24 protein-coding genes and 3 pseudogenes are annotated in these 25,463 nt (G+C 62.9%); 18 read left to right on the forward strand and 9 right to left on the reverse strand.

Annotated features, from left to right (window positions below; translation table 11 throughout):
• Window positions 1–10 precede the first annotated feature (10 nt).
• Together ACQK2M_RS01940 and ACQK2M_RS01945 are read left to right on the forward strand one after the other, a co-directional pair.
• Complete coding sequence (locus ACQK2M_RS01940) at window positions 11–862, forward strand: ABC transporter permease (protein WP_425416392.1); 852 nt, start codon at window positions 11–13, stop codon at window positions 860–862.
• A gap of 150 nt (window positions 863–1,012) precedes the next feature.
• A complete protein-coding gene (locus ACQK2M_RS01945; protein ID WP_425416393.1) occupies window positions 1,013–1,498 on the forward strand; it encodes a Crp/Fnr family transcriptional regulator in 486 nt (161 codons plus the stop codon).
• Here the strand turns inward: ACQK2M_RS01945 and ACQK2M_RS01950 are convergent.
• The 4 genes from ACQK2M_RS01950 to ACQK2M_RS01965 form a co-directional block, all read right to left on the reverse strand.
• Entirely contained in the window at window positions 1,488–2,261 is a 774-nt protein-coding gene (locus tag ACQK2M_RS01950; protein WP_425416394.1) for a metallophosphoesterase family protein, read from the reverse strand. The genes ACQK2M_RS01945 and ACQK2M_RS01950 overlap by 11 nt on opposite strands.
• A gap of 248 nt (window positions 2,262–2,509) precedes the next feature.
• Window positions 2,510–4,159 (reverse strand): GMC family oxidoreductase, encoded by a 1,650-nt coding sequence (locus ACQK2M_RS01955; RefSeq protein WP_425416395.1) that lies wholly within the window; start codon window positions 4,157–4,159, stop codon window positions 2,510–2,512.
• A 148-nt stretch (window positions 4,160–4,307) separates the two neighbouring features.
• Window positions 4,308–5,057, reverse strand: coding sequence for a hypothetical protein (locus tag ACQK2M_RS01960; protein WP_425416396.1), 750 nt, complete (start codon window positions 5,055–5,057; stop codon window positions 4,308–4,310).
• Window positions 5,058–5,106: 49 nt separating this feature from the next.
• A complete protein-coding gene (locus tag ACQK2M_RS01965; protein WP_425416397.1) occupies window positions 5,107–5,913 on the reverse strand; it encodes an SDR family NAD(P)-dependent oxidoreductase in 807 nt (268 codons plus the stop codon).
• 84 nt (window positions 5,914–5,997) lie between these two features.
• On the opposite strand from ACQK2M_RS01965, the gene ACQK2M_RS01970 reads away from it, so the two are divergent.
• The 4 genes and pseudogenes from ACQK2M_RS01970 (at window position 5,998) to ACQK2M_RS01985 (ending at window position 8,875) form a co-directional block, all read left to right on the forward strand.
• The gene (locus ACQK2M_RS01970; RefSeq protein ID WP_425416398.1) at window positions 5,998–6,735 is read left to right on the forward strand and encodes an SDR family NAD(P)-dependent oxidoreductase; all 738 of its coding nucleotides are present in this window, start codon (window positions 5,998–6,000) and stop codon (window positions 6,733–6,735) included.
• A 109-nt stretch (window positions 6,736–6,844) separates the two neighbouring features.
• Window positions 6,845–7,171 carry a hypothetical protein gene (locus ACQK2M_RS01975; RefSeq protein ID WP_425416399.1) on the forward strand — a complete coding sequence of 109 codons (327 nt, stop codon included), beginning with the start codon at window positions 6,845–6,847 and terminating at the stop codon, window positions 7,169–7,171.
• A 155-nt stretch (window positions 7,172–7,326) separates the two neighbouring features.
• Window positions 7,327–7,602, forward strand: coding sequence for a hypothetical protein (locus ACQK2M_RS01980; protein ID WP_425416400.1), 276 nt, complete (start codon window positions 7,327–7,329; stop codon window positions 7,600–7,602).
• 56 nt (window positions 7,603–7,658) lie between these two features.
• Window positions 7,659–8,875 (forward strand): annotated as a pseudogene (locus ACQK2M_RS01985) (MFS transporter).
• A gap of 32 nt (window positions 8,876–8,907) precedes the next feature.
• Here the strand turns inward: ACQK2M_RS01985 and hppD are convergent.
• Window positions 8,908–10,020, reverse strand: a complete 1,113-nt coding sequence (hppD, locus tag ACQK2M_RS01990; protein WP_425416401.1) for a 4-hydroxyphenylpyruvate dioxygenase — start codon at window positions 10,018–10,020, stop codon at window positions 8,908–8,910.
• 121 nt (window positions 10,021–10,141) lie between these two features.
• Here hppD and ACQK2M_RS01995 point away from each other — a divergent pair, with 121 nt between their 5' ends.
• On the forward strand, window positions 10,142–10,606 hold the full coding sequence (locus ACQK2M_RS01995; protein WP_425416402.1) for an Lrp/AsnC family transcriptional regulator: 465 nt from the start codon (window positions 10,142–10,144) through the stop codon (window positions 10,604–10,606).
• On the opposite strand, the pseudogene ACQK2M_RS02000 reads toward ACQK2M_RS01995, so the two are convergent.
• Window positions 10,603–10,719, reverse strand: a pseudogene (locus tag ACQK2M_RS02000) (arginase); the annotation flags it as partial. The gene ACQK2M_RS01995 and the pseudogene ACQK2M_RS02000 overlap by 4 nt on opposite strands.
• A 165-nt stretch (window positions 10,720–10,884) precedes the next feature.
• Here ACQK2M_RS02000 and ACQK2M_RS02005 point away from each other — a divergent pair.
• From ACQK2M_RS02005 to ACQK2M_RS02015, 3 genes and pseudogenes are all read left to right on the forward strand, one after another.
• A pseudogene (locus tag ACQK2M_RS02005) lies at window positions 10,885–11,493 on the forward strand (alpha/beta hydrolase); the annotation flags it as partial.
• Complete coding sequence (locus ACQK2M_RS02010; RefSeq protein ID WP_425419966.1) at window positions 11,488–11,835, forward strand: GNAT family N-acetyltransferase; 348 nt, start codon at window positions 11,488–11,490, stop codon at window positions 11,833–11,835. The pseudogene ACQK2M_RS02005 and the gene ACQK2M_RS02010, both read left to right, overlap by 6 nt.
• 80 nt (window positions 11,836–11,915) lie before the next feature.
• Window positions 11,916–12,722, forward strand: coding sequence for an undecaprenyl-diphosphate phosphatase (locus ACQK2M_RS02015; protein ID WP_223478863.1), 807 nt, complete (start codon window positions 11,916–11,918; stop codon window positions 12,720–12,722).
• A 3-nt stretch (window positions 12,723–12,725) separates the two neighbouring features.
• Here the strand turns inward: ACQK2M_RS02015 and ACQK2M_RS02020 are convergent, their stop codons facing one another.
• Together ACQK2M_RS02020 and ACQK2M_RS02025 are read right to left on the reverse strand one after the other, a co-directional pair.
• On the reverse strand, window positions 12,726–13,481 hold the full coding sequence (locus tag ACQK2M_RS02020; RefSeq protein ID WP_425416403.1) for a sulfite exporter TauE/SafE family protein: 756 nt from the start codon (window positions 13,479–13,481) through the stop codon (window positions 12,726–12,728).
• Window positions 13,482–13,483: 2 nt separating this feature from the next.
• Window positions 13,484–14,482, reverse strand: coding sequence for a complex I NDUFA9 subunit family protein (locus tag ACQK2M_RS02025; protein WP_425416404.1), 999 nt, complete (start codon window positions 14,480–14,482; stop codon window positions 13,484–13,486).
• Window positions 14,483–14,654: 172 nt separating this feature from the next.
• Between ACQK2M_RS02025 and ACQK2M_RS02030 the strand changes: the two genes are divergently transcribed.
• The 8 genes from ACQK2M_RS02030 to ACQK2M_RS02065 all read left to right on the forward strand — a co-directional run bounded on the left by ACQK2M_RS02030 (window position 14,655) and on the right by ACQK2M_RS02065 (window position 22,849).
• Complete coding sequence (locus ACQK2M_RS02030; protein WP_425416405.1) at window positions 14,655–15,656, forward strand: 2-dehydropantoate 2-reductase; 1,002 nt, start codon at window positions 14,655–14,657, stop codon at window positions 15,654–15,656.
• Between the two features lie 242 nt (window positions 15,657–15,898).
• Complete coding sequence (locus tag ACQK2M_RS02035; RefSeq protein ID WP_425416406.1) at window positions 15,899–17,497, forward strand: ABC transporter substrate-binding protein; 1,599 nt, start codon at window positions 15,899–15,901, stop codon at window positions 17,495–17,497.
• A 105-nt stretch (window positions 17,498–17,602) separates the two neighbouring features.
• Window positions 17,603–18,607 (forward strand): ABC transporter permease subunit, encoded by a 1,005-nt coding sequence (locus tag ACQK2M_RS02040; protein ID WP_425416407.1) that lies wholly within the window; start codon window positions 17,603–17,605, stop codon window positions 18,605–18,607.
• A 73-nt stretch (window positions 18,608–18,680) separates the two neighbouring features.
• Window positions 18,681–19,547, forward strand: a complete 867-nt coding sequence (locus ACQK2M_RS02045; protein WP_223478909.1) for an ABC transporter permease subunit — start codon at window positions 18,681–18,683, stop codon at window positions 19,545–19,547.
• Window positions 19,548–19,551: 4 nt separating this feature from the next.
• Window positions 19,552–20,553: an ABC transporter ATP-binding protein gene (locus ACQK2M_RS02050; protein ID WP_425416408.1), complete on the forward strand. Its 1,002-nt coding sequence runs from the start codon at window positions 19,552–19,554 to the stop codon at window positions 20,551–20,553.
• Window positions 20,550–21,563, forward strand: a complete 1,014-nt coding sequence (locus ACQK2M_RS02055; protein ID WP_425416409.1) for a dipeptide ABC transporter ATP-binding protein — start codon at window positions 20,550–20,552, stop codon at window positions 21,561–21,563. Before ACQK2M_RS02050 ends, ACQK2M_RS02055 begins: the two co-directional genes overlap by 4 nt.
• A 282-nt stretch (window positions 21,564–21,845) precedes the next feature.
• Window positions 21,846–22,334, forward strand: a complete 489-nt coding sequence (locus tag ACQK2M_RS02060) for a cytochrome b (protein WP_425416410.1) — start codon at window positions 21,846–21,848, stop codon at window positions 22,332–22,334.
• A 236-nt stretch (window positions 22,335–22,570) separates the two neighbouring features.
• Complete coding sequence (locus ACQK2M_RS02065) at window positions 22,571–22,849, forward strand: DUF1294 domain-containing protein (RefSeq protein ID WP_425416411.1); 279 nt, start codon at window positions 22,571–22,573, stop codon at window positions 22,847–22,849.
• A gap of 111 nt (window positions 22,850–22,960) precedes the next feature.
• Here ACQK2M_RS02065 and gyrB read toward each other — a convergent pair whose 3' ends face one another.
• Window positions 22,961–25,417 carry a DNA topoisomerase (ATP-hydrolyzing) subunit B gene (gyrB, locus tag ACQK2M_RS02070; protein ID WP_425416412.1) on the reverse strand — a complete coding sequence of 819 codons (2,457 nt, stop codon included), beginning with the start codon at window positions 25,415–25,417 and terminating at the stop codon, window positions 22,961–22,963.
• Between the last annotated feature and the right edge of the window lie 46 nt (window positions 25,418–25,463).

A 25,463-nucleotide genomic window follows, 5' to 3' on the forward strand; every position in this document is an offset into this window, starting at 1 on the left:
AGGCGGAGCGATGATCCCGACCATACCGCAATCGCGTCCGTTCCGGTTTGCCTATTCGGCCTATGTGATCCTGTTCTTCCTCTATCTGGCCCTGCCGCTGCTGGTCGTGACGGTTTTCGCCTTCAACGACAGCCAGTTTCCGTCGCTTCCCTGGGAAGGGTTTACCTGGAACTGGTTCTTCGGCGATTCCGCACCGATGATCGGCGTCTTCCACGAACGTCCGATCCTGCGCGCCATCGGAACGTCGGCCTTCATCGGCGCGGCGGTTTCGCTTCTGGCCGTCGCGGTCGGCGTGTCGAACGCCTTCCTCTTCACGCGCCACAAGTTCCAGGGACGCGGCCTGCTCTATGTGCTGATGCTGCTGCCGCTCGTCATTCCCGGGATCGTGCTCGGCATTTCGATCCTCGTCTTTTCCAGCACGGTCGCGAACAGCGTCTGGGACAGCATGAAATGGGACCTCGAGGTGCTGCGCCCCGGGCTCACTCTCGTCATCCTCGGCCAGTTCTCTTTCATCGCGACCATCGCGACGCTCGTCATTTCCGCGCGGCTTCAGAAGTTCGACCAGACTCTGGAAGAGGCGGCGCTCAATCTCGGCGCTACCCGCCTGACAGCGGTGCGCACGATCACGATTCCCTATCTCGCTCCCGCGATGGTCGGCGCCTTCGTGGTCGCGTTTCTCATGAGCTTCGAGAATTTCAACACCACGCTGATGCTGGTCGGCTCCGATGCGCCCCTGACGATCGCTATGTTCGACCGGCTAAAGGAAGGCTCGACGCCGTTGCTGAATGCCGTTTCGCTTCTGCTCATGCTGGGGTCGTCGTGCCTGGCGTTGATTATGATCGCGTTCCAGCGGCGGGATTGATTTTCCGCGCGAGCGGCCGGTTCGGACAGACGCCGGTTCGTCAGTCTTGGCTTCGCTTGACTGGAGTACCGTCTCGCCCGACACTGCGGGAAGGCTTGAAGCCGGCGCCTGCGGATGTCCGCAAAGCGATCCTGCAATCCGGAGCGAACAATGAACGCAGTCCTAGACGAGTGCCGCGATCTGGAGGAAGTCCGTTTCGAGCCCGGCGAGCCGCTCATTCGGGAGGGCGCGACCGCGGATCGCATGTTCGTCCTCATCGAAGGCGAAGTGGCGGTCTCCAAGGGAAGCGTCCAGGTCGCCGTCGACCGGAAACCGGGCTCGCTCTTCGGCGAGATGTCGGCACTGCTCGAAACGAGCTACTCGGCGTCGGTCATCGCGACCACGCCCGTTCGCGCCTACCTTGTCGAGGATCCGATCGAATTCATGACACGCCGTCCGGGTCTGGCGATCCATGCAGCGCGACTTCTCGCGCAGCGCCTGCATGACGCGACGACCTATCTCGCCGACCTGAAGGTGCAGTTCGACGACAGGAAAGACCATTTCGGCATGGTCGACCAGGTTCTCGGCGCGCTGATGAACCAGCAACGCAAGGTCGCTTCCAACCGCGAGACGCGGTCCGACGATCCTAGATTGTAATCCAGCCGGGCAGTTCCATCAGCCGGGCCGGTTCAGGTAACGGCTCGGCCAGCGATTGCGCCTGACCCCCCATCATGGACAGCCAGACCGATTCCTTGCGATCGAGATCGAAAGCGATGATGGTCGGCCGCTCGCCCGGCTGCTGACCGGTGTTGAACACCCATGTCTCGCCGACACGGTCGACCCAAGACCCGTCGGGTATGAAGGGCGACTGATGGACATGGCCGCCAAGGACAAGGTCTGGATGGAACCGCTCGATCCAGCCAACCAGATCCGGGTCTCCGAAATGGCGCTGGCCACCCCAGCTGACCCGCTTGTCGGCCGGCGGCGCATGATAGACCCAGACCCAGTGGTCATGGGACAGTTCCGCATCCGCCTCGAGTTGCGACAGGACCTGCTTCTTCGTCTGTTCGCCGTCCCACCACGGGAAGGACGAGAACCGGACGCCGGAAATCGTGACGGATTCGCCGTCCGAGACGACACCCAGATCGCCGAGGTCAAGCATCCAGTCCGCGACGCGTTCGCCGTCTTCGCGTTCGCCGTCAAGATCGTGATTGCCTGAACAGACGATGATCCGTGCCTTCTCGGCAAGACTGCGCAGATAGGTCCGTAATACGACGATCTGGGCCCGGCGATCGACCATCGACGACACTTCGAGCAGGTCGCCGGCGATGACCACCGCTTCGTAATGCGGGGCCACTTCGAGAAGCCAGTCATACTGCTTCAGCGCGTAGTGGATATCGGCAACGACCAGAAACTGCATGAGCGCCCCGTAACTCGCAAGGAGCCTCGATTGCTAACAGACTGCGCGGCCAGCGGCCACTTCTTCGGTCATCCAGATTGCCGCGACGTCATTTATGCTTTGCATCGCGCGCGTTGTCCGAAACGGTCAATCCGATGCGATGCAGTGCAGGGGGCATCCACGGGTATCTCTCCCCTGTCTGCCGAAACGATTCAGGTGCCGTTTGGTGACCTGATCGGCCGCAAATACTCTTCACCCGTGAAAATCGGTCAGGCCGGTTCGCGCATGTCTCGACGGTTCGTGTCGCTGAATTCGACCGCTGGCAGAGAAGGCCGACCGAGGATCATGTCCGACGCCTTCTCGGCGATCATGATCGTGGGTGCGTTGGTATTGGAGGAGTTGATCTTGGGCATGATCGAGGCATCGCAGATCCTGAGTCCCGCAAGGCCATGAACCTTCAAGTCCGGATCCACCACGGCCAACGCGTCATGCCCCATCCTGCAGGTGCCGACCGGGTGATGGTCGGTCTTGGCAATGCTCATCGCGTAGTCGAGGACTTGCTGCTCGCTTGCGCCGGCACCCGGCAAGGCTTCGTGGCGAACGAAGCCCTTGAGCGCGGGCTGGCTCATGAGCTCGCGCGCGATTTCAAGCCCGCGCAATCCCATCTCGCGATCGTGCGGATCGTCCCAGAAATTCGGATCGATCAGCGGCGCATCCGCGGGATCGGCGGAGGCCAGCCGCACCGTGCCGCGCGAATCCGGGCGGAGATAGGTGGAATTCAGGGTCACGCCGGCGCCTTCGATCTTCACGATGCCCGCCTCGATTCCCGAACCCTGGCCGAGATGAAACTGCAGGTCGGGCGTCTCCGCGTCCAGATCGCCATACCAGAACGCACCCGTCTCGAAGAGCGAGGCGGTCACCGGGCCCGTGCGGGTCAGGATGTATTGCAGACCGGCGAGCGCCGCCCGGTCCGGCCTGTCGACGCCGTCATAGGTATGCCGCCCCGTGCATTCGGAGATCGTGCAAAGATCGACATGATCCTGTAGGTTCGAGCCCACGCCGGACAGATCATGGACGACATCGATTCCGGTTTCGCGCAGGTGGTCGGCGGGCCCGATTCCCGACAGCATCAGGAGACGCGGCGAACCGATCGCGCCGGCGGTCAGCACCACTTCCCTAGACGCGGTGTAGTGAACGGTTGCGCCACGTGCCGCGACCTCGATCCCGGTGACCCGGCCGCTCTCCACCATGATGCGACGAACTTCCGTTCCAGCGAGCACCGTGAGGTTGCTACGGTTTTCTGCCGGTTTGAGGAAGGCGCGCGCGGCGGAAGACCGGCGCGCATCGCGCTGGGTCAACTGGTAGTAACCGCAGCCCTCCTGATCCCGACCGTTGAAATCGGGATTGTAGGGCATGCCCCACTCCTGCGCGGCGCGGATGAAGGCGTCGCAGATCGGCAATGCGCCGCGGGGCATAGAGACGCCGAGCGGCCCGTCCGCGCCGTGATAGTCGTTCAGGAACCGCTCGTTGCCTTCCGCGCGCTTGAAATAGGGCAGAACCTCGCGGTAGCTCCAGCCATCGCAGCCGTGATCCTGCGCCCAGGCGTCGTAGTCGCGGCGGTTTCCGCGCGTGTAGATCTGCGCATTGATGGAGGACCCGCCGCCAATAACCTTGGCCTGCGTATACCAGAGCGAGCGACCGCCAAGGCCCTTCTGCGGGACCGTCGACCAGCCCCATGACGCGATGCCCTTGGTCATCAGCGCAAAGCCGGCGGGCATATGGAAGAGCGGGTTGCGATCCCTTCCGCCCGCTTCCACGAGCAACACGTTGATTGCGGGATCCTCGCTGAGACGCGCGGCAAGGACACATCCCGACGAGCCACCGCCCGCAATGATGTAGTCGAACTCTCTCCCGGACATCCGAACCCTCCGCCGCCGCACGAATTGTAACCATTCGGTTACTTGAAAGGGTTTCACATATGGCTCGAAATTGTCAAGCGATCCGGCGATCGACCCCGGCGGGGAAGTCTTTCCGGCTAACAGGACAAGGCGGCCGCCGTCCCGCGCGTCAAGCTTGCGCGGCCCCGGTGGTTATCTCGTCGGTGACCGGGCCGCGAAGCATCTCTTCCAGCCGCGCCAGGGCGGTCACGGCCGCGCGGCCGTCGATAACGCGGTGATCGAAGGTCAGGCGCAGCTCGATGCAGCCGTCCTCGTCGAAAATGCCATAGGTCAGAATGACCGGCATCGGGGCAAGAATGCGCTTGCTGATGCCGCCTTCGCTCATCAGCGAAGTGATCAGGAACGTCCCGAAATAATTGGCGCGCTGGCGGGCAATATTGAGACCGAGCCACCAGACCAGTCGACGCAACGGTCGCGGCAGGCGCGAAATGCGCAGCATGCGATCGAAACCGCGGATCTCGTTGACCGGCGCTTGCGCCAGCTTTTTCACGCGCCGGGTGATATCCATGACGTCGAGCGTCTCCGGCGCCCTCAGCACGCCGGTCAGCAACGTGTCCTCGCCTCCATATTCGCGTTCCAGGACGAGCGAGGCCACAGGACGCTCATATTCGAAGAACATCGGCCACGGGAGTTTCACATAGGCGCGGCGCAGGCGCGGATCCTCGGCGCAAACCATCGCGAAGGCTTTGATGAAGACCGCCGCCCAAGCGGGACGCTCGGAGGCCGCAGCGCGTGCCGCGACGAGTTCGGGAACGCTGACCCGCCTTTCGACTGTGACGAGCGGCAGATCGCGCGAGAACCACATGTAATCGGAAACCAGGCGCCGCGCAGGGGAAAGACTCACATAGCGGCCACGCATCGATCTCTCCGGTTCGGTCAAAAGCGCGGCATTCACCGGCCGGCCGTGGTCAGGATTGCAGCCGCCGGATCAGGCGAGTAGCGAGGTTTCCGGGTAGCATCCTCATGACGGAAACGACAAGCCTGGTCGTCGTATCCGGCACGACGATGGAGCGACCGGCCCGAAATGCCCGCCACCCGGCGCGGGCGGCCTGCTCAGGCGTGATTCGCGGGAGCAGTTTGCGCATGCGGGTCGGGCGCAAGCCGGACAGTCCCAGAAAGGGCGTCGTGACGAATCCCGGCGCGAGGCATGTCACCGTCACGCCGGCCTGCCGCGTCTCCGCATGCAGCGCCAGCGACAGAGATCGGATATAGGCTTTCGACGCGTAATAGACGGCCATGTTCGGGCCCGGAAAGAAGCCGGAGATCGACCCAACGAGAAGAAGACCGCCGCTGCGCCTTTTCACCATGCCGGGCAGGAAGCGCAGTGCAAGGTCGGTCAGCGCGCGGATATTGATATCGACCGTGGCGACCTGATCTGCACGGTCGGTCTCCCATGCCGGGCCGACGAAACCGATGCCGGCCGCCTCGATCAGCACGTCGCAGTGCCAGCCGCGTTCTGCGAGCGCGGCCTCGATCCGGTCGCCCGCATCGCTGTCGGCGAGATCGGCAGACAGCCACGCGACGGCATCGCAGAGAGGTTCGAGTTCCGTCGCCAATTCCGTCAGCAAATCGGAAGACCGCGCGACGAGAAGGATCGCGCCATGCTCGCTCGCGGCGAGCCGGGCAAGTTCTTTGCCGATGCCGGACGACGCCCCGGTAACGACGGCGGCAGGTTGCGAAGCCGTTGAGGGCGACGTTGACGGAGTTGAGGACATGTAACTATGAGACTGTGTCGGCGCGTCGACGTTGAAGCTGGTGGCGAATTGGTTCCAATCGACCTTACGGGGAAAATAGCAGTTGTGACAGGCGGGGCAAGCGGTATCGGGCTGGCCGCGGCGCAGCTTATGCGCGCCTGTGGCGCACGGGTCGCCGTGCTCGACCGCGCGACGCTCGATCCGTCGCAGGAGGGCCTCGAATACCAGCCGGTCGATGTCACCGACCGCGCTTCGATCGAGACCGCCTTCGCGCAGGTCGAGGACGATCTTGGCGCAGTCGATGTGCTGGTGAATTCCGCCGGCGTTCTGGAGCGGCCCCTTCCCGTCGCCCAGGCGCGCGACAAGGAATGGGACAAGGTCATCTCCACCAATCTGCGCGGCACCTATCTGTGCTGCCGGCATGCCGGCCTGCGCATGGCCGAGCGCGGACACGGCGCGATCGTCAATGTCTCATCGGTGACCGGGCTGAGAGCAAGTCCACTGCGCGCCTATGGCCCTTCCAAGGCGGCCGTCATCAACCTGACCGAAGGCCTCGCAGCGGAATGGGCGCGGAACGGCGTGCGGGTCAACGCCGTCGCGCCGGGCTTCACGCGGACGCCCGCCACCGATATCGCTTTTGCCGTGGGCTATGGTTCCGCGGATGGGTTCGCCGCGACAAGCGCCACCGGGCGGCTGGTCGAACCGCAGGAAGTCGCCAACGCCATCGCGTTCCTCGCCTCGGACCTGGCATCAGCGATCACCGGCGTCACATTGCCGGTCGATTGCGGCTATCTCGTCGCCGGCGCATGGGACCCTTATGGCGGCCCGCCGGATGCCGGTTAGGCACCGGCACCAATCGATTGTGACAAGCGCCGGGACCTGAATGGACAGCGCCGGGCGATTGCATTAACTGGACCGGGGCGATTTTCCGACGACCGGATTTGCAAGAACCATGTTCATTCGACTGACGTTGACGGCGATGATTGCCGCCACAGCCATTTCGGCCTGGGCGGACGAGAGCGAAGCGGTGCGTTTCGCCATTTTTCACGGTTACACATCCGCGATAGAAGAAGCCTGCCCCTCCTATTTCGTCTATCTCAACGCCACGCTCGGAAGTCATCTGAGCCCCGGCGATCGCGCCGCCGCCATGGCGATCGCGCCGGAATGGCAAAAGGAAATGCGGCGCAACGTGAAGGCGCTCGGCTGCGACGCCGCCGCGCGCGACGCTCTCGCCTTTACCGATCTGAGCTTCACGCAGGTCTGGGAACACAAGCAATAGGGCAACGGCCCCGGCACACACGATCCCGTCAACGAGTCCTGACCGGAATTCGTCGATTCGATTCCGCTGCCGGAAACCGGCTGTTCACGAAACCTTGCGACAATCGCCCGATCTCGAACAATTGCGTGAGGTCGGGCATGATTTCAAATCCTGACATGGCAATGTTTCTGTTTCTCGCCCTGATCGGCTCGGCCGGCGCCTATTTCGTGGGCTTCGCCATGAATGGCGTTCTGGAAGATGACGGTTTCGGCGTCTTCCTGAACACGCTGATCCTGATTGCCGGCGGCTTTCTCGGTTTCCATGCCACGCGTTATGTCCATCTTCCGATTCCGACCACGTCGATGCAGGCCATGCTGGTGGTCAGCGGGGCCTTTCTCAGCCTCGCCCTGCTGGCGATCATGAAGAACGTCGCCCGCAAGACGGGATTCTGACGGCCGCGCGAAAGAAGCGTTAGACAAACCGAACACCCGGCAATAGCGTCGCGCGCATGCACGCCTCGCCCGTCCTCGACAGCTCCTATTCCTGGAAGCGCCTCGCCGTCACGCTGCTGATCGCCACGATCGGCAATGTCGGCATGTGGTCCATCGTCGTGGTCATGCCGGAAGTGCAGGCGGAGTTTGCCATCGACAGGGCATCGCCTCGATGCCTTACACGCTCACCATGGTGGGCTTTGCGTTCGGCAGCCTCGTTCTCGGCAGGGCGGTCGACCGCTTCGGCATCACGCTGACGCTCATCGGATCCGCGCTGACACTGGGCGCAGGCTACACCCTGGCGGCGGCGAGCCCGTCGATCCAGTTGCTGTCGGCGGCGCAGATGCTGATCGGGCTTGGAACTGCTGCCGGCTTCGGGCCACTGATCGCCGATATCTCGCACTGGTTCCGCCGCCGGCGCGGTATCGCGGTCGCTATCGCGGCTAGCGGTAACTACCTTTCCGGCGTCGTCTGGCCGGTCCTGCTTCGCTCGCTCCCGCACGAGGCGGGCTGGCGCACATCCTATGTCACGCTCGCCATCGCGATCGTCGTCACGCTCATTCCGCTCGCGCTGCTGTTGCAGCGCAGAAGCCCGGTCGCTTCCGTCAGCCGGGACGGCATCGCAGCAGCACCGGAAGTCCTGCAAACGGCACCTTTTTCACCGCGTACGCTGCAATGGATGCTGGGTCTTGCCGGAATCGGCTGCTGTGTCGCGATGTCGATGCCGCAAGTGCACCTCGTTTCACTGTGCGTCGATCTCGGCTACGGGCCGGTCGCCGGGGCGGAAATGCTGTCGTTGATGCTGATGGGCGGTGTCGTGTCGAGGCTAGTGTCCGGCCTTGTGGCCGACAAGCTCGGCGGCGTGCGCACATTGCTGATCGGCTCGACGCTGCAATGTATCGGCCTGTTCCTCTATCTGCCCTATGACGGGCTGGTATCGCTCTATGTCGTCAGCCTGATCTTCGGTCTTTCACAGGGCGGCATCGTGCCGAGCTATGCGCTCATCGTGCGCGACTATCTGCCGGCGAAGGAAGCCGGCGCTCGCGTCGGGTTCGTCATCATGGCGACGATCTTCGGGATGGCGCTCGGCGGCTGGATGTCGGGGTGGATCTACGATCTGACCGGAAGCTACCAGGCGGCATTCCTGAACGGGATCGCCTTCAACCTGCTCAACATCGCGATCATCGGAACCATTTTCCTGCGCTCGCGGGGCACGACACCGCTGGCGGCATAAAAGCGGCGGCCGAAGCCGCCGCCTTTCCCTCCCTATTCCGCCGCGTCCATCGCCAGTTCGCCCGATTCGATCTGCTCGCGCTCGATCGATTCGAACAGGGCGCGGAAATTGCCCTCGCCGAAGCCATTGTCGCCCTTGCGCTGGATGAACTCGAAGAAGATCGGGCCGATCACGGTCTTGGAGAAGATCTGCAACAGGATCTTCGTCTCGCCGCCACCGACGACGCCTTCGCCATCGATCAGGATGCCGTGGGTCTTCATCCGCTCGACCGGCTCTTCATGGCCGTGAACGCGGTCGTGGCTCATCGCATAGTAGGTCTCGGGCGGGTCGGGCATGAAGGCGAGACCGTTTTCGGCCAGCGCGTCGGTCGCGTCATAGATGTGCTCCGTGCCGACCGCGATGTGCTGGATGCCTTCGCCGCGATATTTCTTCAGGTAGCTCTCGATCTGCGACTTGTCGTCCGTCGATTCGTTGAGCGGAATGCGAATCTTGCCGCAGGGCGAGGTGATGGCCCGGCTGACGAGACCGGTCAGCTTGCCCTCGATATCGAAGAAGTGGATCTGCTCGAAACCGAACAGCTCGCGGTAGAAGGCCCACCACTTGTCCATGTTGCCGCGATAGACATTGTGGGTCAGGTGATCGAGATAGTAGAAGCCAACACCTTGCGGCTTCGGATCGCGCTCGCCGATCCACTCGAATTCGGCGTCATAGGCCGATCCCTTGTCGCCGTAGCGGTCTACGAAATAAAGCAGTGAACCGCCGATCCCGACGATGGCCGGCACGTCGAGCGCCTTGTCGTCACCTTCATAGGGTGTCGCGCCCTTCGAGACCGCGTGGTCGAAAGCGTGTTTCGCATCGACGACGCGCCACGCCATGGACGGCGCGCAGGGGCCATGCTCCTCGACGAAACGCATGGCATGCGAGCCGGGCTCGGCATTGACGATGTAATTGATATCGCCCTGCCGCCAGACCGTTATCGCCTTCGACCTGTGGCGCGCGACCGGCACATAACCCATGCGCGCAAACAGGGTTTCGAGTTCCTCCGGATCCGGATGGGCGAACTCGACGAATTCGAAGCCGTCTGTGCCGGCTGGGTTGTCGGTCGATATTTCCGCTTTCGGGGCGTCGTGCGGGAAAGGTCCCATCATGTTCCTCCATGCCTGATATGCGTCAGAATAGCGCAGCTATGCTGCAAGGTGCTTGCATTCTGACGCGCCGAAATCCATCATGATGCATGTTTTGTGCATTGAATGAGGAAACGGCGTCATGGATAACGAACTGGACATGCAGGACCGCAAAATCCTTGCGGCGCTACAGGAAGACGCGCGGCTGACGAACAACGATCTGGCAGAGCGCATCAACCTGTCGCCATCGCAGTGCTCAAGGCGGCGCGCCCGGCTCGAACGAGAAGGGTTCATCGCCGGCTATCACGCACGGATCGATCGCGAGAAGACGGGATTCGGGCTGGTCAATTTCATTACGGTGACGCTATCGACCCACAACCGCAACAATGCGGCGCGGTTTGCCGACCTCATGGCACGCCTGCCGGAAGTGCAGGAGGCGCATTCGCTGACCGGCGAGATGGACTACATCCTGAAGGTCGTCACCAAAGACCTTCGCGGCCTGTCGGATTTCGTCAACGAGATGCTGCTGCCACATGAAGCGGTGCAGAATGTGAAGACGTCGATCGCGCTCGAAACGCTGAAGGACACTAGCGCATTGCCGCTTTAGGAGCGGTTATGCAGGACGCGGCCGATCACATTGAGCAGGAGTTGGGCGTCAAGCGCCGTCGTAGACCCTGTCTGTTCATGGTCCGGCGCAACCTCGACAAGATCGATCCCGACGAACGGGAGATCGAGCCGTCCGCTTTCGTAACCGTGCCCCGCCATTTCATCCCCTCATGTTCCAGATCGCGCCAATCGCGGCTCCTGCGGCTGGATCGTAGCCGCGCCATCGCCCTATATAGACACCACAGGAATCGACCCCGCGAGACGCACAGGACAAGACCAATGCCGGACAACCCATATCACTTCGCGGAAAAGCCCGGTCCGGATTACCGGCCCGGCAATCCGGTCCTGTTCGTGTTTCACGGCACCGGCGGAGACGAGATGCAGTTCCTCGACTACGGGGAAGCGCATTTTCCCGAGGCGATCGTCGTCGCGCCGCGCGGGGACGTCTCGGAGAACGGCGCATTGCGTTACTTCAAGCGCACGGGCGAAGGGGTCTACGACATGGCCGACCTCGCCGAGCGTACGCGGGCGATGGAAGCCTTCCTCGCCGCGCAGGTCGAGCGGCTGAAACCGTCGCGCGTCGTCGGTCTCGGCTACTCGAACGGCGCCAATATTCTCTCCTCGGTCATGCTGGAAGCCCCGGAAATCGTCAACCACGCCGTGTTGATGCATCCGCTGATCCCGTGGGACATCACCGCAGGCGAGCAGCTTGCCGGACGGCAAGTCCTCGTCACGGCCGGAGGCAGCGATCCGATCTGCCCGCCCGATGCGACGGGGCAATTGATCGACGGGCTCGAATCGCGCGGCGCGACGGTGAAGAGCGTGTGGCATCCGGGCGGCCACGAAATCGCGCAGGTCGAGGTCGATGCCATTGGCGAATTCATGACGCAGATCCGCGCGAGCCTTACCGATATCCGTTCGCTTCCGGTGGACCGCGAAGAGGACGCCGAAGGCAAGGGACGCTACCTCGTTCGCGGACCGGCCGACACGATCGCGGAAATGAGCTACCGATTGACCGGCACGGACCAGCTCATCATCGACCATACGGAGGTTCCGGACGCGTTTCGCGGCACGGGCACCGGCCTGCGGCTGCTCGAGGCGCTGATGGCGGATGCGCAACGCGAAGGGCGTAAGATCATCCCGATCTGCCCCTTCGCGGCGGCGCAGTTCGACAAGCATCCTGAATGGGCCGACCGGCTGGCCTATCGCGTGAGAACGAAGCAGGGCTGATGGGCTGGTAATCCGATCCGGTTTTCGTGTATGCCGCGCGAAAGTACCGCCGCCCGGCGGGCGGAAACCGGATAACACCCATGGCTGACCAGACGATCGTCGAAGCACTTCTTCTCGGCATCCTCGAGGGGCTGACGGAGTTCATCCCCGTCTCCTCGACAGCGCATCTGCTGCTGGCCGGCCATTTCCTCGGCTTCGAATCAACCGGGAAAACATTCGAGGTGCTGATCCAGCTCGGCGCGATCCTGGCTATCCTGACCGTCTACTTCACGCGGCTCTGGCAAATGGCGGTTGCGCTGCCCTCGGACCGCAAGACGCAACATTTCGTCGGCGGTATCCTGCTCGCCTTCCTTCCGGCGGCCGTGATCGGCGCGCTCGCGCATGACTTCATCAAGACGGTGCTGTTCGAGACGCCGCTCTTGATCTGTATCGTGCTGATCGTCGGCGGGTTCATCCTGTTGTGGATCGACCGCCTGCCGCTGAAGCCGCGCTATACCGACGTCACGGAATACCCGCTCGGCCTGTGCTTCAAGATCGGGCTTTGCCAGTGTTTGGCGATGATCCCCGGCACGTCCCGCTCGGGCGCGACCATCGCAGGCGCGCTGCTGATGGGGACCGACAAGCGTTCGGCGGCCGAGTTCTCGTTCTTCCTCGCCATGCCCACCATGACCGGCGCCTTCGCGCTCGATCTCTTCAAAAACCGCAACGTCCTGTCCTTCGACGACGCAATCATCATCGGCGCGGGCTTCATCACCGCCTTCATCGCGGGCGTCTTCGTGGTGAAATACCTGCTCGACTATGTGTCGCGGCATGGCTTCCGGCTTTTCGCCCTGTGGCGCATCCTCGTCGGCACGGCGGGGCTGATCGGGCTTTATCTGGTCGGCTAATCGTCAGAAGAGGGCGCGACGCAGAAGTTCGACCGCGAGAATGGTCACGCCGATTCGAAACCACAATCGAAACCGCGCCTCATCCATCGTGTCGAGAAGCCGGGCGCCGATCATCGTTCCCGCATAGCCGGACACAATCATCGCGCCGGCCAGCGGCAGCCACGGTGCGAGACCGAAGCCGAGAATGCCGAACGCCACCACCTTCAGAAGGTGCTGGATCGTCATGGCGACCGCCGCATTCGCGACGACCTGATGGCGGGTTTCGAAGGCCTTTGCCATCAGCGCCGTGATCAGCGGACCGGTCGCGCCGAGAAACATCGTCAGAGCCGTCGTCACCGCACCGCCGATCGCGAAGACGGGCGGAGATTTTACCAACGGCAATGGCGGCAGTTTCACCCAGGTGATCACGAGAATGAACACCGCGAGGATCGTCTTGAGCAGCGCTTCCGGCAGATCGGTCACAACAGCGCCGCCAGTCAGCGCACCGATCACGCCACCTGCCGCAAAGGGGATGATCATCGAAGGTACCGCGAAGCGGCGCAAATGAAAGGCGCGGCCGAGATTTGAGCCCAGCTGAACGACGCCATGTACCGGGATCAGCGCGGCGACCGGCATGAAGAGGCTCATCAACACGAGCATCATGACGCCGCCGCCAAGGCCGAAAACGGCGGATGTCGCTGACGTAAAGATACTGGCGGCGATCAGGATCGCCGCGGCCGAACCGGAAATCGCCTCGGGCAGCAAATGGACGGCGTCCAAATTCAGGCAGCGCCGCCCGTTTCAGAAGGCGCGGCCGGCTTGGTGAACTGGCCGGTCTCGCGGTAGCGCCAGAGATAAGTCGGCAGGATCGCATCCATCGTCGTCGGGCGAATGCCGATGCCGGCAAACGAGCGTCCCTCGGTCTCCGCTTCGTCAGAGACGACATTGTCGGACTTGAGCAGTTCCACCTGATCGACGGTCAGCAACGGCTTGGGCAGCATGCCGAAGATGCGCCCCTGGATCCGGGCCAGCCACCACGGGATGTCGACAAGGAGCCGCTTGCGCCGGGTGATCTTGAGGATTTCCTGCATGCATTCGCGGAAGGTTACGACTTCCGGGCCACCCAGTTCGTAAACCTTGCCCCCTTCAAGCGAACCATCGACAGCGCGCACGAAGGCATCGGCGACGTCGCCGACATAGACCGGCTGGAACTTCGTCTCGCCGCCGCCGATCAGCGACAGGGCCGGCAGGAAACGCGCCAAGTCGGCGAACTTGTTGAAGAAGCCGTCTTCCGGCCCGAACACGATCGACGGACGCATGATGACCGCCTTGTCCCCCAGCGCGGAGAGAACGGCGGCCTCGCCGGCGGCCTTGCTGCGGCCGTAGTCGGACGCGCTTTTCGGATCGGCGCCTATGGCCGACATGTGAACGAGCGGAACGCCGGCCTCCGCGCATGCCTCGGCGACGGCGCGCGCGCCGAAATCCTGGACTGCGGCGAAACTCTGCCGTCCGCTTTCAAACAGAATACCGACGAGATTGATGGCCGCGTCCGAGCCCTCCAGCGCACGCTCGATCGACCAGCGATGGCGCAGATTGGCCTGCACGGCGGTAATCTGTCCGACGTCGCCGAGCGGCTGAAGGTGAAGGGCGAGATCCGGACGGCGCACGGCGACGCGCACTCTGTAGCCATTCTTGGCAAGGGCGCGGACCACGTGTCTGCCGACAAACCCGGACCCGCCGAACACCGTCACCACTTTGGGGAGGAAGGTTTTCTCGGTCATGAATTACTCCGGGATCGTACGGTTTGGCCTATGCGTCACCTACCGCTTTCGGCGACGCAGGTGAAGGGAAAAATTGGCGCAGTTGCCGCCTATGCGGGCTTCGGGCCGACGGACTTGACGAAAGCGGGCGTATCGCCACTGTAATCCGGCATGCGCGAACGGAGCCTGGAACATGAAGATCGGGATAATGGGGTCGGGGTCGGTCGGCTGTCATGTCGGCGGCGCGCTGGCGGCCGCCGGTCATATGCCTGTTCTCGTGGGCCGTGCCGCGATGGGCGACCGGCTTGCGGATGGCATCCTGATAACGCGCTATGACGGCACGGAACACTTCGCCGCGAACGGCAGCTTCGTCTTTTCGCAGGACGTGTCGGCGCTCGCCGATTGCGACGTCATTCTCGTCTGCGTGAAGAGCATCGCAACACGCAGTGCCGCGGAAACCCTTGCACCGCTCGCCAGGCCCGACGCGTTGATCGTCAGCCTGCAGAACGGCATATCCAATCCCGCCGTGCTGGCCGAGTGCCTTGCGCCCCGCAACGTTCTCGCAGGCATGGTCGGCTTCAACGTGGCCGAAATCGGTACGAACCGGTTTCATTGTGCGACCAGCGGAGAAATCGTGATCGGCGAAGGCGGGGGCGCACAAGCTCTCGTCGAGGCATTCGACACGGCGGGCATCCCGTCGGCGGTTTCGGCGGAGATCGAATCCGTGCAGTGGGGCAAGCTGCTCTACAATCTCAACAACGCCGTCAACACGCTCTCCGGCATGCCGCTGAAGCGGCAGCTTGCGATCCGCCCCTACCGTTTGGTGATGGCCGCGCTGATCCGGGAAGCGCTGACCGTTTTCAAGGCCGCCGGCATCATTCCGGCGAAGGCCGGCAAGGCGCCGCCCAACCTGCTGGCGCCGATCCTGACCCTGCCGAACTGGCTGTTTCTCCGTGTCGCGCGCGGCATGCTGGATGTCGATGAAAACGCCAAGGCGTCCATGCTTCTCGACCTGGAGCGCGGGCGGCAGCCGGAGATCGACTGGCTGAATGGCGAGATCGCGGCACTCGGTCGCAAGACAGGCGTTGCGACACCGGCCAACGACCGTATCATCGCTTTGGTGAAGGCGGCGTTTTCCGGCGAAGGGCAACGCGCCTTCGCCGGCGAAGAGTTGAAACGCGCCGTATTGGGATAAGATCGCGCGGAGGCCGAGCGCAGAGACCGACGGCGTCCAATCCGACCTTTCTGCACCAGATGCATGAACATGCTCACGCCGAATTTTGATCGATTGGAAAAGAAATCAAAAACGGCGTATTGCAATCGCCCTTCTTTCGGGCTTTGCTCCCCTCTTCCGCATCGGGAGAGATGCAGACTGCCGTTCCGCCAGCCGCGCGGAACCGTCTTCTGAAACGTTAGAGTTTGTAAACGGGAGCAATCATGAAAATCAGAAAACTAACTTCGCTACTCGCTGCGACAATTCTCGCATCGGGTCTGGCATCCGCCGCCAGCGCAAAGACGCTGGTCTATTGTTCCGAAGGTTCGCCGGAGGGTTTCGACACCGCGCTCTACACGGCCGGCACGACCTTCGACGCCTCTTCCAAGCCGGTCTATAGCGGTCTCGTCCAGTTCGAGCCGGGTACGACCAATGTTGTTCCGGACCTCGCGGAAAGCTGGGAAGTCTCCGACGACGGCCTGGAGTTCACCTTCAAGCTGCGTCCGGGCGTCAAGTTCCATACGACGGACTTCTTCACGCCGACGCGCGACATGAACGCCGACGACATCATCTTCACCTTCGAGCGCCAGATGGACGAGGAGAACCCATATTTCTCCTATGTCGAAGGCGCGAGCTGGGAATATTTCAACGCGATGTCGATGCCTGACCTGATCTCGTCGATCGAGAAGGTCGATGACATGACGGTCAAATTCGTGCTTACCCGGCCGGAAGCGCCGTTCGTCGCGAACCTCGCCATGGACTTCGCCTCGATCGTCTCCAAGGAATATGCCGACAGCCTCATCGAGTCCGACACCAAGTCCGACCTGAACCAGAAGCCCGTCGGCACCGGCCCGTTCCAGTTCGTGGCCTACCAGCCTGACGCGGTCATCCGCTACAAGGCGTTCCCCGACTATTATGCCGGCAAACAGCCGATCGACGATCTGGTCTTCGCCATCACCACGGACAACGCGGTGCGTCAGCAGAAGCTTTTGGCGGGCGAGTGCCACGTGATGCCGTATCCGAACCCGGCCGACGTGCAGTCGCTGAAGGACAATGAAGACATCACGGTGATGGAGCAGGAAGGCCTGAATGTCGGCTATCTCGCCTACAACACCAAGGTCGCACCGTTCGACAACGCCAAGGTGCGCAAGGCCCTGAACATGGCCATCAACAAGCAGGCGATCCTGGACACGGTCTTCCAGGGCGCCGGCCAGGCGGCCAAGAACCCGATCCCGCCGACGATGTGGTCCTACAACGACTCCATCGAGGACGATCCGTACGATCCGGATGCCGCAATGGCGATGCTTGAGGAAGCAGGCGTCACCGACTTGTCGATGAAGGTCTGGGCGATGCCGGTGCAGCGTCCGTACAACCCGAACGCGCGCCGCATGGCCGAGGTGATCCAGGAGGACTTCTCCAAGATCGGCGTCGAGGTCGAGATCGTCTCCTATGAATGGGGTGAGTATCTTGAGCGCTCGAAAGCTGAAGACCGCGACGGCGCGGTGCTTCTCGGCTGGACCGGCGATAACGGCGATCCGGACAACTTCCTCGCAGTGCTGCTCGGCTGCGACGGCGTCGGCGGCGCCAATCGCGCCCAGTGGTGCAATGAGGAGTTCAACGACCTGATCATGAAGGCGAAGACCGGCACCCAGGAAGAGCGCACAGCGCTCTACGAGGAGGCCCAGGTCGTCTTCAAGCGCGAGGCGCCGTGGGCGACCATCGCCCACTCGGTTGTCCACATGCCGATGCGTTCGAACGTCACCGGCTACAAGATGGACCCGCTTGGTGGCCACAACTTCGAAGGCGTCGATCTCGCCGAGTAATCCGAAATCGCGTCGCCCGGCCCTGTGCCGGGCGGCGTTTTCTCGCCGCACCCGGCGAATTCGGCCGTTTGATCGGCCCTTATAAATCAGGCAGAGCCCACCGCCATGCTTCGATTTTTTCTTTATCGGCTTGCGCTGGTGATACCGACATTCATCGGCGTCTCGATCGTGGCCTTCGCGTTCATCCGGCTGTTGCCCGGCGATCCCATCCTGCTGCTCGCCGGCGAACGGGGCATCACGCCGGAACGCTATGAACAGCTTCAGGCCGTCTACGGTTTCGACCGACCGGTCATCGTCCAGTATCTCGACTATGTCGCGGGTATTCTGCAGGGCGATCTCGGCACGTCGCTCGTCACGAAACGCCCTGTTCTGCAGGAATTCTTCACGCTGTTTCCGGCGACGTTGGAACTGGCGCTTTGCGCCATCATCCTGGCAGTCGCCATCGGCATCCCCGCCGGTGTCTTCGCCGCCGTCAAACGCGGCTCCTGGTTCGACCAGTCGATCATGGGCGTCGCGCTGACCGGCTATTCGATGCCGATCTTCTGGTGGGGCCTGCTGCTTATAATCTTCTTCTCCGGTTTCCTCGGATGGACTCCGGTTTCCGGGCGCATCTCGCTGCTCTTCTTCTTCGAACCTGTGACCGGCTTCATGCTGATCGACAGCCTGCTCTCCGGCCAGGCCGGCGCCTTCAAGTCGGCGGTCAGCCATCTGATCCTGCCTACAATCGTGCTGGCGACGATCCCGCTGGCGGTCATCGCACGGCAGACGCGCTCGGCGATGCTGGAAGTGCTCGGCGAGGACTACGTGCGGACGGCGAAATCCAAGGGGCTGGCCCCGAAACGCATCATTGGCCTGCATGCGCTGCGCAATGCGCTCATTCCCGTCGTCACAACGATCGGCCTGCAAGTCGGCGTCCTCATGACTGGCGCGATCCTGACCGAAACGATCTTCTCGTGGCCGGGCATCGGCAAATGGATGATCGATTCCGTCGGCAAGCGTGACTACGCGGTCGTGCAGGGCGGTCTTCTGCTGATCGCCAGCGTCATCATGATCGTCAATCTCGCCGTGGACGTGCTCTACGGCTTCATCAATCCGCGGATCAGAAGGTAGTCCCGTGACCCATATCGAAGCGCAGAAAACGGAAATCGACGGCCAGCAGGGCCGCCCCGTCAGCGCATGGGCCATGCGCCGGGCCATGCTGTCGGAATTCTGGTATTATTTCAGTCAGAACAAGGGCGCCGTGATCGGCCTTGTCGTCTTCTCGATCATTGTCTTTCTCGCCGTCTTCGCGCCGATCATCGCGCCGCATTCGCCGAGCCTGCAGAACCGGCAGGCGCTCATACTTCCGCCGGCTTGGATGGATGGCGGTTCGTGGTCCTATCCGCTTGGCACCGACGCGGTTGGTCGCGATATTTTCTCGCGGCTGATCTTCGGAGCGCGGTTCTCGCTCTTCATCGGCGTCGTGGTGGTGGCGCTGTCGGTCTCCGTCGGCGTGTTCGTCGGGCTTATCGCGGGGTTCTTCCGCGGCTGGATCGACACCGCGATCATGCGCGTCATGGACGTGATCCTCGCCTTCCCGTCCTTGTTGCTGGCGCTGGTCTTGGTCGCGATCCTCGGTCCCGGCCTCACCAATGCCATGATCGCCATCGCGCTGATCCTGCAACCGCATTTCGTACGACTGACGCGTGCGGCCGTGCTGTCCGAGCGGGAACGCGAATATGTCATTTCGGCGCGGGTGGCCGGCGCGGGCAAGCTCCGTCTGATGTTCGTCACCATCCTGCCGAACTGCCTCGCGCCGCTGATCGTCCAAGGAACGCTTGCCTTCTCCAACGCCATTCTGGATGCTGCCGCGCTCGGCTTTCTCGGCGTGGGCGCGCAGCCGCCGACGCCGGAATGGGGCACGATGCTCGCCGAAGCGCGCGAATTCATCCTGCGTGCTTGGTGGGTGGTCACCTTCCCCGGCCTCGCCATCCTGACGACGGTGCTCGCCATCAACCTGATGGGTGACGGGCTGCGCGACGCGCTCGATCCGAAACTCAAGCAGAGCTGACGTCATGGCGCTTCTCGAAATCGAAAACCTGACGGTCAGCTTCAAGACCTCCTCCGGCCCGTTCAAGGCGGTGGACGGGGTGTCGCTGACATGCGATCGGGGCGAGATCCTGTCGATCGTGGGCGAGAGCGGCTCAGGCAAGTCGGTTGCCATGCTGGCGTTGATGGGCCTTTTGCCATGGACCGCGACGGTGACGGCCGACGCGATGCGCTTCGATGGCCGTGACATGCTCCAGCTCGGCGCGAAGGAACGGCGCAAGATCATCGGCAAGGACATCGCCATGATCTTCCAGGAACCGATGTCGAGCCTCAACCCGTGTTTCACGGTCGGTTTCCAGATCGGCGAGAGCCTGCGTATCCATCTCGGCATGGGCCGGGCCGAGCGGCGCGAGCGCGCCATCGAACTGTTGAACCTCGTCGGCATCCCCGCCCCCGAAAAGCGGCTTAACCAGTTCCCGCACCAACTCTCCGGCGGCATGAGCCAGCGCGTAATGATCGCCATGGCGCTCGCCTGCGATCCCAAGCTGCTCATCGCCGACGAACCGACCACAGCGCTCGACGTTACCATCCAGGCGCAGATTCTCGACCTGCTGGTCGGCCTGCAGGAGAGCCACGGCATGGGGCTGATCCTGATTACCCACGACATGGGCGTCGTGGCCGAGACGGCCGAGCGGGTGCAAGTGCAGTATGCCGGCCAGAAGGTGGAGCAGCAGAACGTGCGTGCGCTGTTCAGCGACCCGCATCATCCCTACACGCAGGCGCTGCTTTCAGCTCTGCCGGAAAGGGCCACGCGGCACGGGCGGCTGCCATCGATTCCGGGTGTCGTGCCCGGTCAGGGCGACCGGCCGGCGGGCTGCCTGTTCTCGCCGCGCTGCCAATACGCAACCGAGCGCTGCACGCGCGAGGCGGTGCGCCAGGATGCGGAGTTCGGCTTCGCACTGTGCAACTATCCGCTCAAGGACGGCCAGCCGACCGGGTATCCCGAATCCGCGGAGGCGGCCCCATGAACGCACCCGCGACAGCGAACAAACGCCGTCCGCGCACTGGCGAAATCGTCGTCGAAGCGCAGGACTTGAGGCGCCACTACGATGTTGGAGGCGGGTTTTTCGGCGAGAAGGGTCTCGTGAAGGCGCTTGACGGAGTCTCGTTCAGCCTGGAGGCGGGCCGGACGCTTGCGGTGGTCGGCGAGTCGGGCTGCGGAAAATCGACGCTGGCGCGTCTCGTCACCATGATCGAGGAACCGACCGGCGGCCTCCTGAAGATCGACGGCCAGCCGGTGACACAATCGACCGCCGAATTGCGGCGCAAGATGCAGATCGTCTTCCAGAACCCCTATGGCTCGCTCAATCCACGCCAGAAGATCGGCGCGATCCTGGAAGAACCGCTGGTGATCAACACGAGCGACAATGCCGCGACACGGCGCGCCAAGGCGATCAACATGATGGAGCGGGTCGGGCTGCGCGCGGAGCATTACGAACGCTATCCGCACATGTTTTCCGGCGGCCAGCGCCAGCGCATCGCGATCGCCCGGGCGCTGATGCTGAACCCGAAGATTCTCGTGCTCGACGAACCGGTTTCGGCGCTCGACGTGTCGATCCAGGCGCAGGTGCTCAACATCCTGATGGATCTGCAGGCCGAGTTGGGGCTCGCCTACCTGTTCATCAGCCACGATCTCTCCGTCGTGCGTCACCTCGCCGACGAGATCATGGTGATGTATCTCGGCAAGCCGGTCGAGACGGGCCCGTCAGAAGAGGTATTCAATAATCCCCGTCACCCCTACACCGCCGCGCTGTTGTCGGCGACGCCGGTGGCCGACCCGTTTCACGAGAAAAACCGCATCCGGCTGGAGGGTGAGTTGCCCTCGCCGCTCGACCCGCCGAAGGGCTGCGCGTTCAATCCGCGCTGTTGGCGCGCCGATGCGACATGCCGCGACCGCCAGCCGACGCTGATCGACGAAGGCTTGCAAAGCCACGCCTGTTTCCATCCCCTGCCCATCGAAGGCGGCGCGACGGAATAGGCTGGTCTTTATCCGCAGTGATCATGCCGCGCCCGTCATTTTCCGGGCCGGTACGCCAAAAGCCATAAAGCGGGCCGGGTCGCGCATGCCGACGGCTTTCTGTCCGCGCTCGGTCATGGGACGCTCCAGTTTCCTTCGATGAGACCAACGAACGTGCCCGCGTACGGATTGCATTGTAATTTTTCTGTGATGCGGCGCAGCGTCGCATTCATATAGCATGCAATATAAATCGGCTTCGGCTAGGATGGCCTTGAGGGGTTACACACGCAAATGGAGGCCCGCATGTCTGCGCCCACCGGTTTTTCCGCCACACAGATCCGACTGCACTGGATCGTGTTCATCGTGATCGTCCTGCAATACGTCCTGCACGACAGCATCTCCGAAGCCTGGCACGCAGTCGAACGCGGCCAGGAAATTGCCTTCGACCCGCTTGTCGCCAGCCACGTCTTCGGCGGCATCCTCGTGCTCGCGCTTGCGCTGTGGCGCATCGCGCTTCGCCTGAAACGAGGCGCACCGCCGCCACCGGAACACGAGCCCGCCATCCTGAAACTTGCCGCCGGCGCGACCCATCTCGGGCTCTATGCGTTGCTGATCCTGATGCCGGTCTCCGCCATGGCGGCATGGTTCGGCCGCGTCGAAGCGGCGGCGGAAGGCCACGAGGTGATGCGGATCATCCTGCTCGCGCTTGTCGCGCTGCACGTGCTCGGCGCGCTCTACCAGCGCTTCGTCCTGAAGTCCGACGTGATGACGCGCATGGTGAAGCCCGGCTGAGCCGGGAGGTGGCTTGGCGCTTGATATATGGGAACTGGATGCTGACGAATTCGCGCTCGACGAGTGTTCGCCCCAGGGAATACCCTGTTCATTCACAAGAACATGCCGGGGCAGTTCAAGCACCTCGCCCCGGCGCTTGCCGGGCACCCGGCAATGAAGGGGCCAGGCGCGGCAGTTAACGACGTCGAAGTCATTCCGACCCATATTCCGACAGGTTCACAACGGACCCGCGACATATGCTGCTTCAGATCCTCCTTGCGCTCCTCGCAATGAATATCCTCGCCTTCGCAATGTTCGGATGGGACAAGCGGCAGGCGCGCCTGGGCGGATGGCGCGTGCGAGAGTCGACACTTTTGCTAGTCGCGCTTCTGGGCGGAACTCCGGGAGCCTTCGCAGGACGTGCCCTGTTCCGTCATAAGACCCGCAAACAGCCCTTCGTGGCCGCGCTCTATGTCGTCGTCGGCATGCAGGTACTCGGACTGGCCTTTGCCTATTGGCATTTTTTCCTGCGGTAGCGCGAGCACCAAGTGCATTTCAGATTGCAATAGAATCAAAACGCGCGGCCTCTCGCCTTTGGCTCGAACGCGCGTTCCGATTCTGATGTTTCAATCCAAATCTGAATTGCACTAGATATCCAGGTTCGCCACGGACAGGGCGTTGTCCTGGATGAAGTTCTTGCGCGGCTCCACCTCGTCGCCCATCAGGCGGGAGAACAGAGAATCGGCGTCGGTCGCATCGGGAATCTTGACCTGCAAAAGCGAGCGGGCTTCCGGGTCGAGCGTCGTTTCCCACAATTGCTCGGCATCCATTTCGCCAAGGCCCTTGTAGCGCTGGGAGGTGAGACCCTTGCGGCCGAACGCGAAGACAAGGTCGATCAGGGCGATCGGGCCGGCGATCGTGTCGGCGACCTCCTTGCGGCGCAGGACCGGCGGTTCGGCATAGACCTCGCGTAGTTTCGGGACGAGCGAATTGAGCGCGCGGGCGTCGGCCGAGCCGATCAGGGCGGCGTCGAGGATCATCACCTCCTTCACGCCGCGAACGGTGCGCTCGAAGACATAGCCGCCGGTGCCGTCATTCGACGGGTTGACGCGGCCGGTCCAGCCGCGCTCGGTCTCTTCGGAGATCATGTCGAGACGGACAGCGACTTCCTGCGCGGTGGTGGCGGCGCGGCCCGGATCGGCTAGCACGGCAACATCCATGGCGCCGGCGATGGTGGCCTGCTCGACGACCGAGCGATCATAGCGCGAATGCAGGCCGGACAGCACGGTGCGCATCTGCAGCGCGGTCGAGATGACGGCGCGCAAATCCTGGCCGGTTCGGACCTCGCCATTGGAGAGTTCCAGCGCGGTGCCATCGACCGACAGGTCGATGAGGTAGTCCTCCATCGCCTGCTCGTTCTTGAGGTACTGGCTCTGCTTGCCGCGCGTCACCTTGTAGAGCGGCGGCTGCGCTATGTAGAGATAGCCGCGCTCGATCAGCTCCGGCATCTGGCGGAAGAAGAAGGTGAGCAGCAGGGTGCGGATATGGGCGCCGTCGACATCGGCGTCCGTCATGATGATGATCTTGTGATAGCGCGCCTTGTCGGCGTCGAACTCGTCCTTGCCGATGCCGGTTCCAAGCGCGGTGATCAGCGTGCCGACCTGGTCGGAGGATAGCATCCGGTCGAAGCGGGCACGCTCGACATTCAGGATCTTGCCGCGCAGCGGCAGGATCGCCTGGTTCTTGCGCGAGCGGCCGCCCTTGGCGGAGCCGCCGGCGGAGTCACCCTCGACGATGAAGATCTCGGATTTGGCAGGATCCTTTTCCTGGCAGTCGGCGAGCTTTCCGGGCAGCGAGGTGATATCGAGCACGCCCTTGCGGCGCGTCAGTTCGCGCGCCTTGCGAGCTGCTTCGCGGGCTGCGGCGGCCTCGACCACCTTGCCGACCAGGATCTTCGCCTCGGCGGGGTGCTCCTCCAGCCATTCGGCCAGATGCTCGTTGACGAGGCTCTCGACCACGGGGCGGACCTCCGACGAGACCAGCTTGTCCTTGGTCTGGGAGGAGAATTTCGGATCCGGCACCTTGACGGAGAGGACGCAGGTCAGCCCCTCGCGGGTGTCGTCGCCGGTGAGCGAGACCTTTTCTTTCTTGGTCAGGCCCGATTTCTCGGCGTAGCCGGTGACCTGGCGCGTCAGCGCGCCGCGGAAGCCGGCCATGTGAGTGCCGCCGTCACGCTGCGGGATGTTGTTGGTGAAGCAGAGCACGTTCTCGTGGTACGAATCGTTCCACCACAGCGCGACCTCGACAGTGATGCCGTCCTTCTCGCCAGTGATGTGCACCGGCAGCTCGATGAGCGGTTTCTTGGCACGATCGAGATAGCGGACGAACTCGATCAACCCGCCCTCGTAGAACAATTCGGTCTGACGCTCATCGGCATGGCGGTTGTCGGTGAGCTTGATGCGGACGCCGGAATTCAGGAAGGCGAGCTCGCGCAGGCGGTGCTCCAGCGTTTCGTAGGAGAACTCCACATTGGTGAAGGTTTCCTGCGACGGGGTGAAGGAGACTTCCGTTCCCGTATAGTCGCCCGCATCGCCGGTGACCGCCAGCGGGGCGTCGGCGACGCCGTGGGTGAAGCTCATCTCGTGGAACTTGCCCTTGCGGCCGATCTTCAGCTTCAGCGAGACGGAGAGCGCGTTGACGACCGAGACGCCGACGCCGTGCAGGCCGCCGGAGACCTTGTAGGAGTTCTGGTCGAACTTACCGCCTGCGTGAAGCTGGGTCATGATGACCTCGGCTGCAGAGACGCCTTCTTCCGGATGCAAATCGACCGGGATGCCGCGGCCGTTGTCGGTGACGGTCACAGACCCGTCGGCATTGAGGGTGACGGTGACGAGATCGGCATGGCCGGCCAAGGCCTCATCGATGGCGTTGTCCACAACCTCGTAGACCATGTGATGCAGGCCAGACCCGTCATCAGTATCGCCGATATACATGCCGGGGCGCTTGCGCACCGCGTCGAGGCCCTTGAGGACCTTGATCGAGCCGGCGCCGTACTCATTGGACTCGACGATGATTTCTTCAGGAATTTCAGGCGTTTCGCTCATGTGGTCCGGTTCTTTCAAGCGCGCGTCGCGCGAAGCGGGACGATGC

The organism is Oricola indica, assembly GCF_965227485.1.
GTDB classification, from domain to species: Bacteria; Pseudomonadota; Alphaproteobacteria; order Rhizobiales; family Rhizobiaceae; genus Oricola; species Oricola indica.

What these genes read in the sequence shown, in the direction of transcription:
- ACQK2M_RS02045 (WP_223478909.1), top strand. Translation starts at nt 18,681, where the DNA reads ATGCGCCGGGCCATGCTGTCGGAATTCTGGTATTATTTCAGTCAGAAC.
- ACQK2M_RS01980 (WP_425416400.1), top strand. Translation starts at nt 7,327, where the DNA reads ATGGCAATGTTTCTGTTTCTCGCCCTGATCGGCTCGGCCGGCGCCTAT.
- ACQK2M_RS02025 (WP_425416404.1), bottom strand. Translation starts at nt 14,482, where the DNA reads ATGACCGAGAAAACCTTCCTCCCCAAAGTGGTGACGGTGTTCGGCGGG.
- ACQK2M_RS02015 (WP_223478863.1), top strand. Translation starts at nt 11,916, where the DNA reads ATGGCTGACCAGACGATCGTCGAAGCACTTCTTCTCGGCATCCTCGAG.
- ACQK2M_RS01965 (WP_425416397.1), bottom strand. Translation starts at nt 5,913, where the DNA reads ATGTCCTCAACTCCGTCAACGTCGCCCTCAACGGCTTCGCAACCTGCC.
- ACQK2M_RS02065 (WP_425416411.1), top strand. Translation starts at nt 22,571, where the DNA reads ATGCTGCTTCAGATCCTCCTTGCGCTCCTCGCAATGAATATCCTCGCC.
- gyrB (WP_425416412.1), bottom strand. Translation starts at nt 25,417, where the DNA reads ATGAGCGAAACGCCTGAAATTCCTGAAGAAATCATCGTCGAGTCCAAT.
- ACQK2M_RS02060 (WP_425416410.1), top strand. Translation starts at nt 21,846, where the DNA reads ATGTCTGCGCCCACCGGTTTTTCCGCCACACAGATCCGACTGCACTGG.
- ACQK2M_RS01940 (WP_425416392.1), top strand. Translation starts at nt 11, where the DNA reads ATGATCCCGACCATACCGCAATCGCGTCCGTTCCGGTTTGCCTATTCG.
- ACQK2M_RS01975 (WP_425416399.1), top strand. Translation starts at nt 6,845, where the DNA reads ATGTTCATTCGACTGACGTTGACGGCGATGATTGCCGCCACAGCCATT.
- ACQK2M_RS02040 (WP_425416407.1), top strand. Translation starts at nt 17,603, where the DNA reads ATGCTTCGATTTTTTCTTTATCGGCTTGCGCTGGTGATACCGACATTC.
- hppD (WP_425416401.1), bottom strand. Translation starts at nt 10,020, where the DNA reads ATGGGACCTTTCCCGCACGACGCCCCGAAAGCGGAAATATCGACCGAC.
- ACQK2M_RS01950 (WP_425416394.1), bottom strand. Translation starts at nt 2,261, where the DNA reads ATGCAGTTTCTGGTCGTTGCCGATATCCACTACGCGCTGAAGCAGTAT.
- ACQK2M_RS01955 (WP_425416395.1), bottom strand. Translation starts at nt 4,159, where the DNA reads ATGTCCGGGAGAGAGTTCGACTACATCATTGCGGGCGGTGGCTCGTCG.
- ACQK2M_RS01945 (WP_425416393.1), top strand. Translation starts at nt 1,013, where the DNA reads ATGAACGCAGTCCTAGACGAGTGCCGCGATCTGGAGGAAGTCCGTTTC.
- ACQK2M_RS02055 (WP_425416409.1), top strand. Translation starts at nt 20,550, where the DNA reads ATGAACGCACCCGCGACAGCGAACAAACGCCGTCCGCGCACTGGCGAA.
- ACQK2M_RS01995 (WP_425416402.1), top strand. Translation starts at nt 10,142, where the DNA reads ATGGATAACGAACTGGACATGCAGGACCGCAAAATCCTTGCGGCGCTA.
- ACQK2M_RS02050 (WP_425416408.1), top strand. Translation starts at nt 19,552, where the DNA reads ATGGCGCTTCTCGAAATCGAAAACCTGACGGTCAGCTTCAAGACCTCC.
- ACQK2M_RS02010 (WP_425419966.1), top strand. Translation starts at nt 11,488, where the DNA reads ATGACGCAGATCCGCGCGAGCCTTACCGATATCCGTTCGCTTCCGGTG.
- ACQK2M_RS02035 (WP_425416406.1), top strand. Translation starts at nt 15,899, where the DNA reads ATGAAAATCAGAAAACTAACTTCGCTACTCGCTGCGACAATTCTCGCA.
- ACQK2M_RS01960 (WP_425416396.1), bottom strand. Translation starts at nt 5,057, where the DNA reads ATGCGTGGCCGCTATGTGAGTCTTTCCCCTGCGCGGCGCCTGGTTTCC.
- ACQK2M_RS02030 (WP_425416405.1), top strand. Translation starts at nt 14,655, where the DNA reads ATGAAGATCGGGATAATGGGGTCGGGGTCGGTCGGCTGTCATGTCGGC.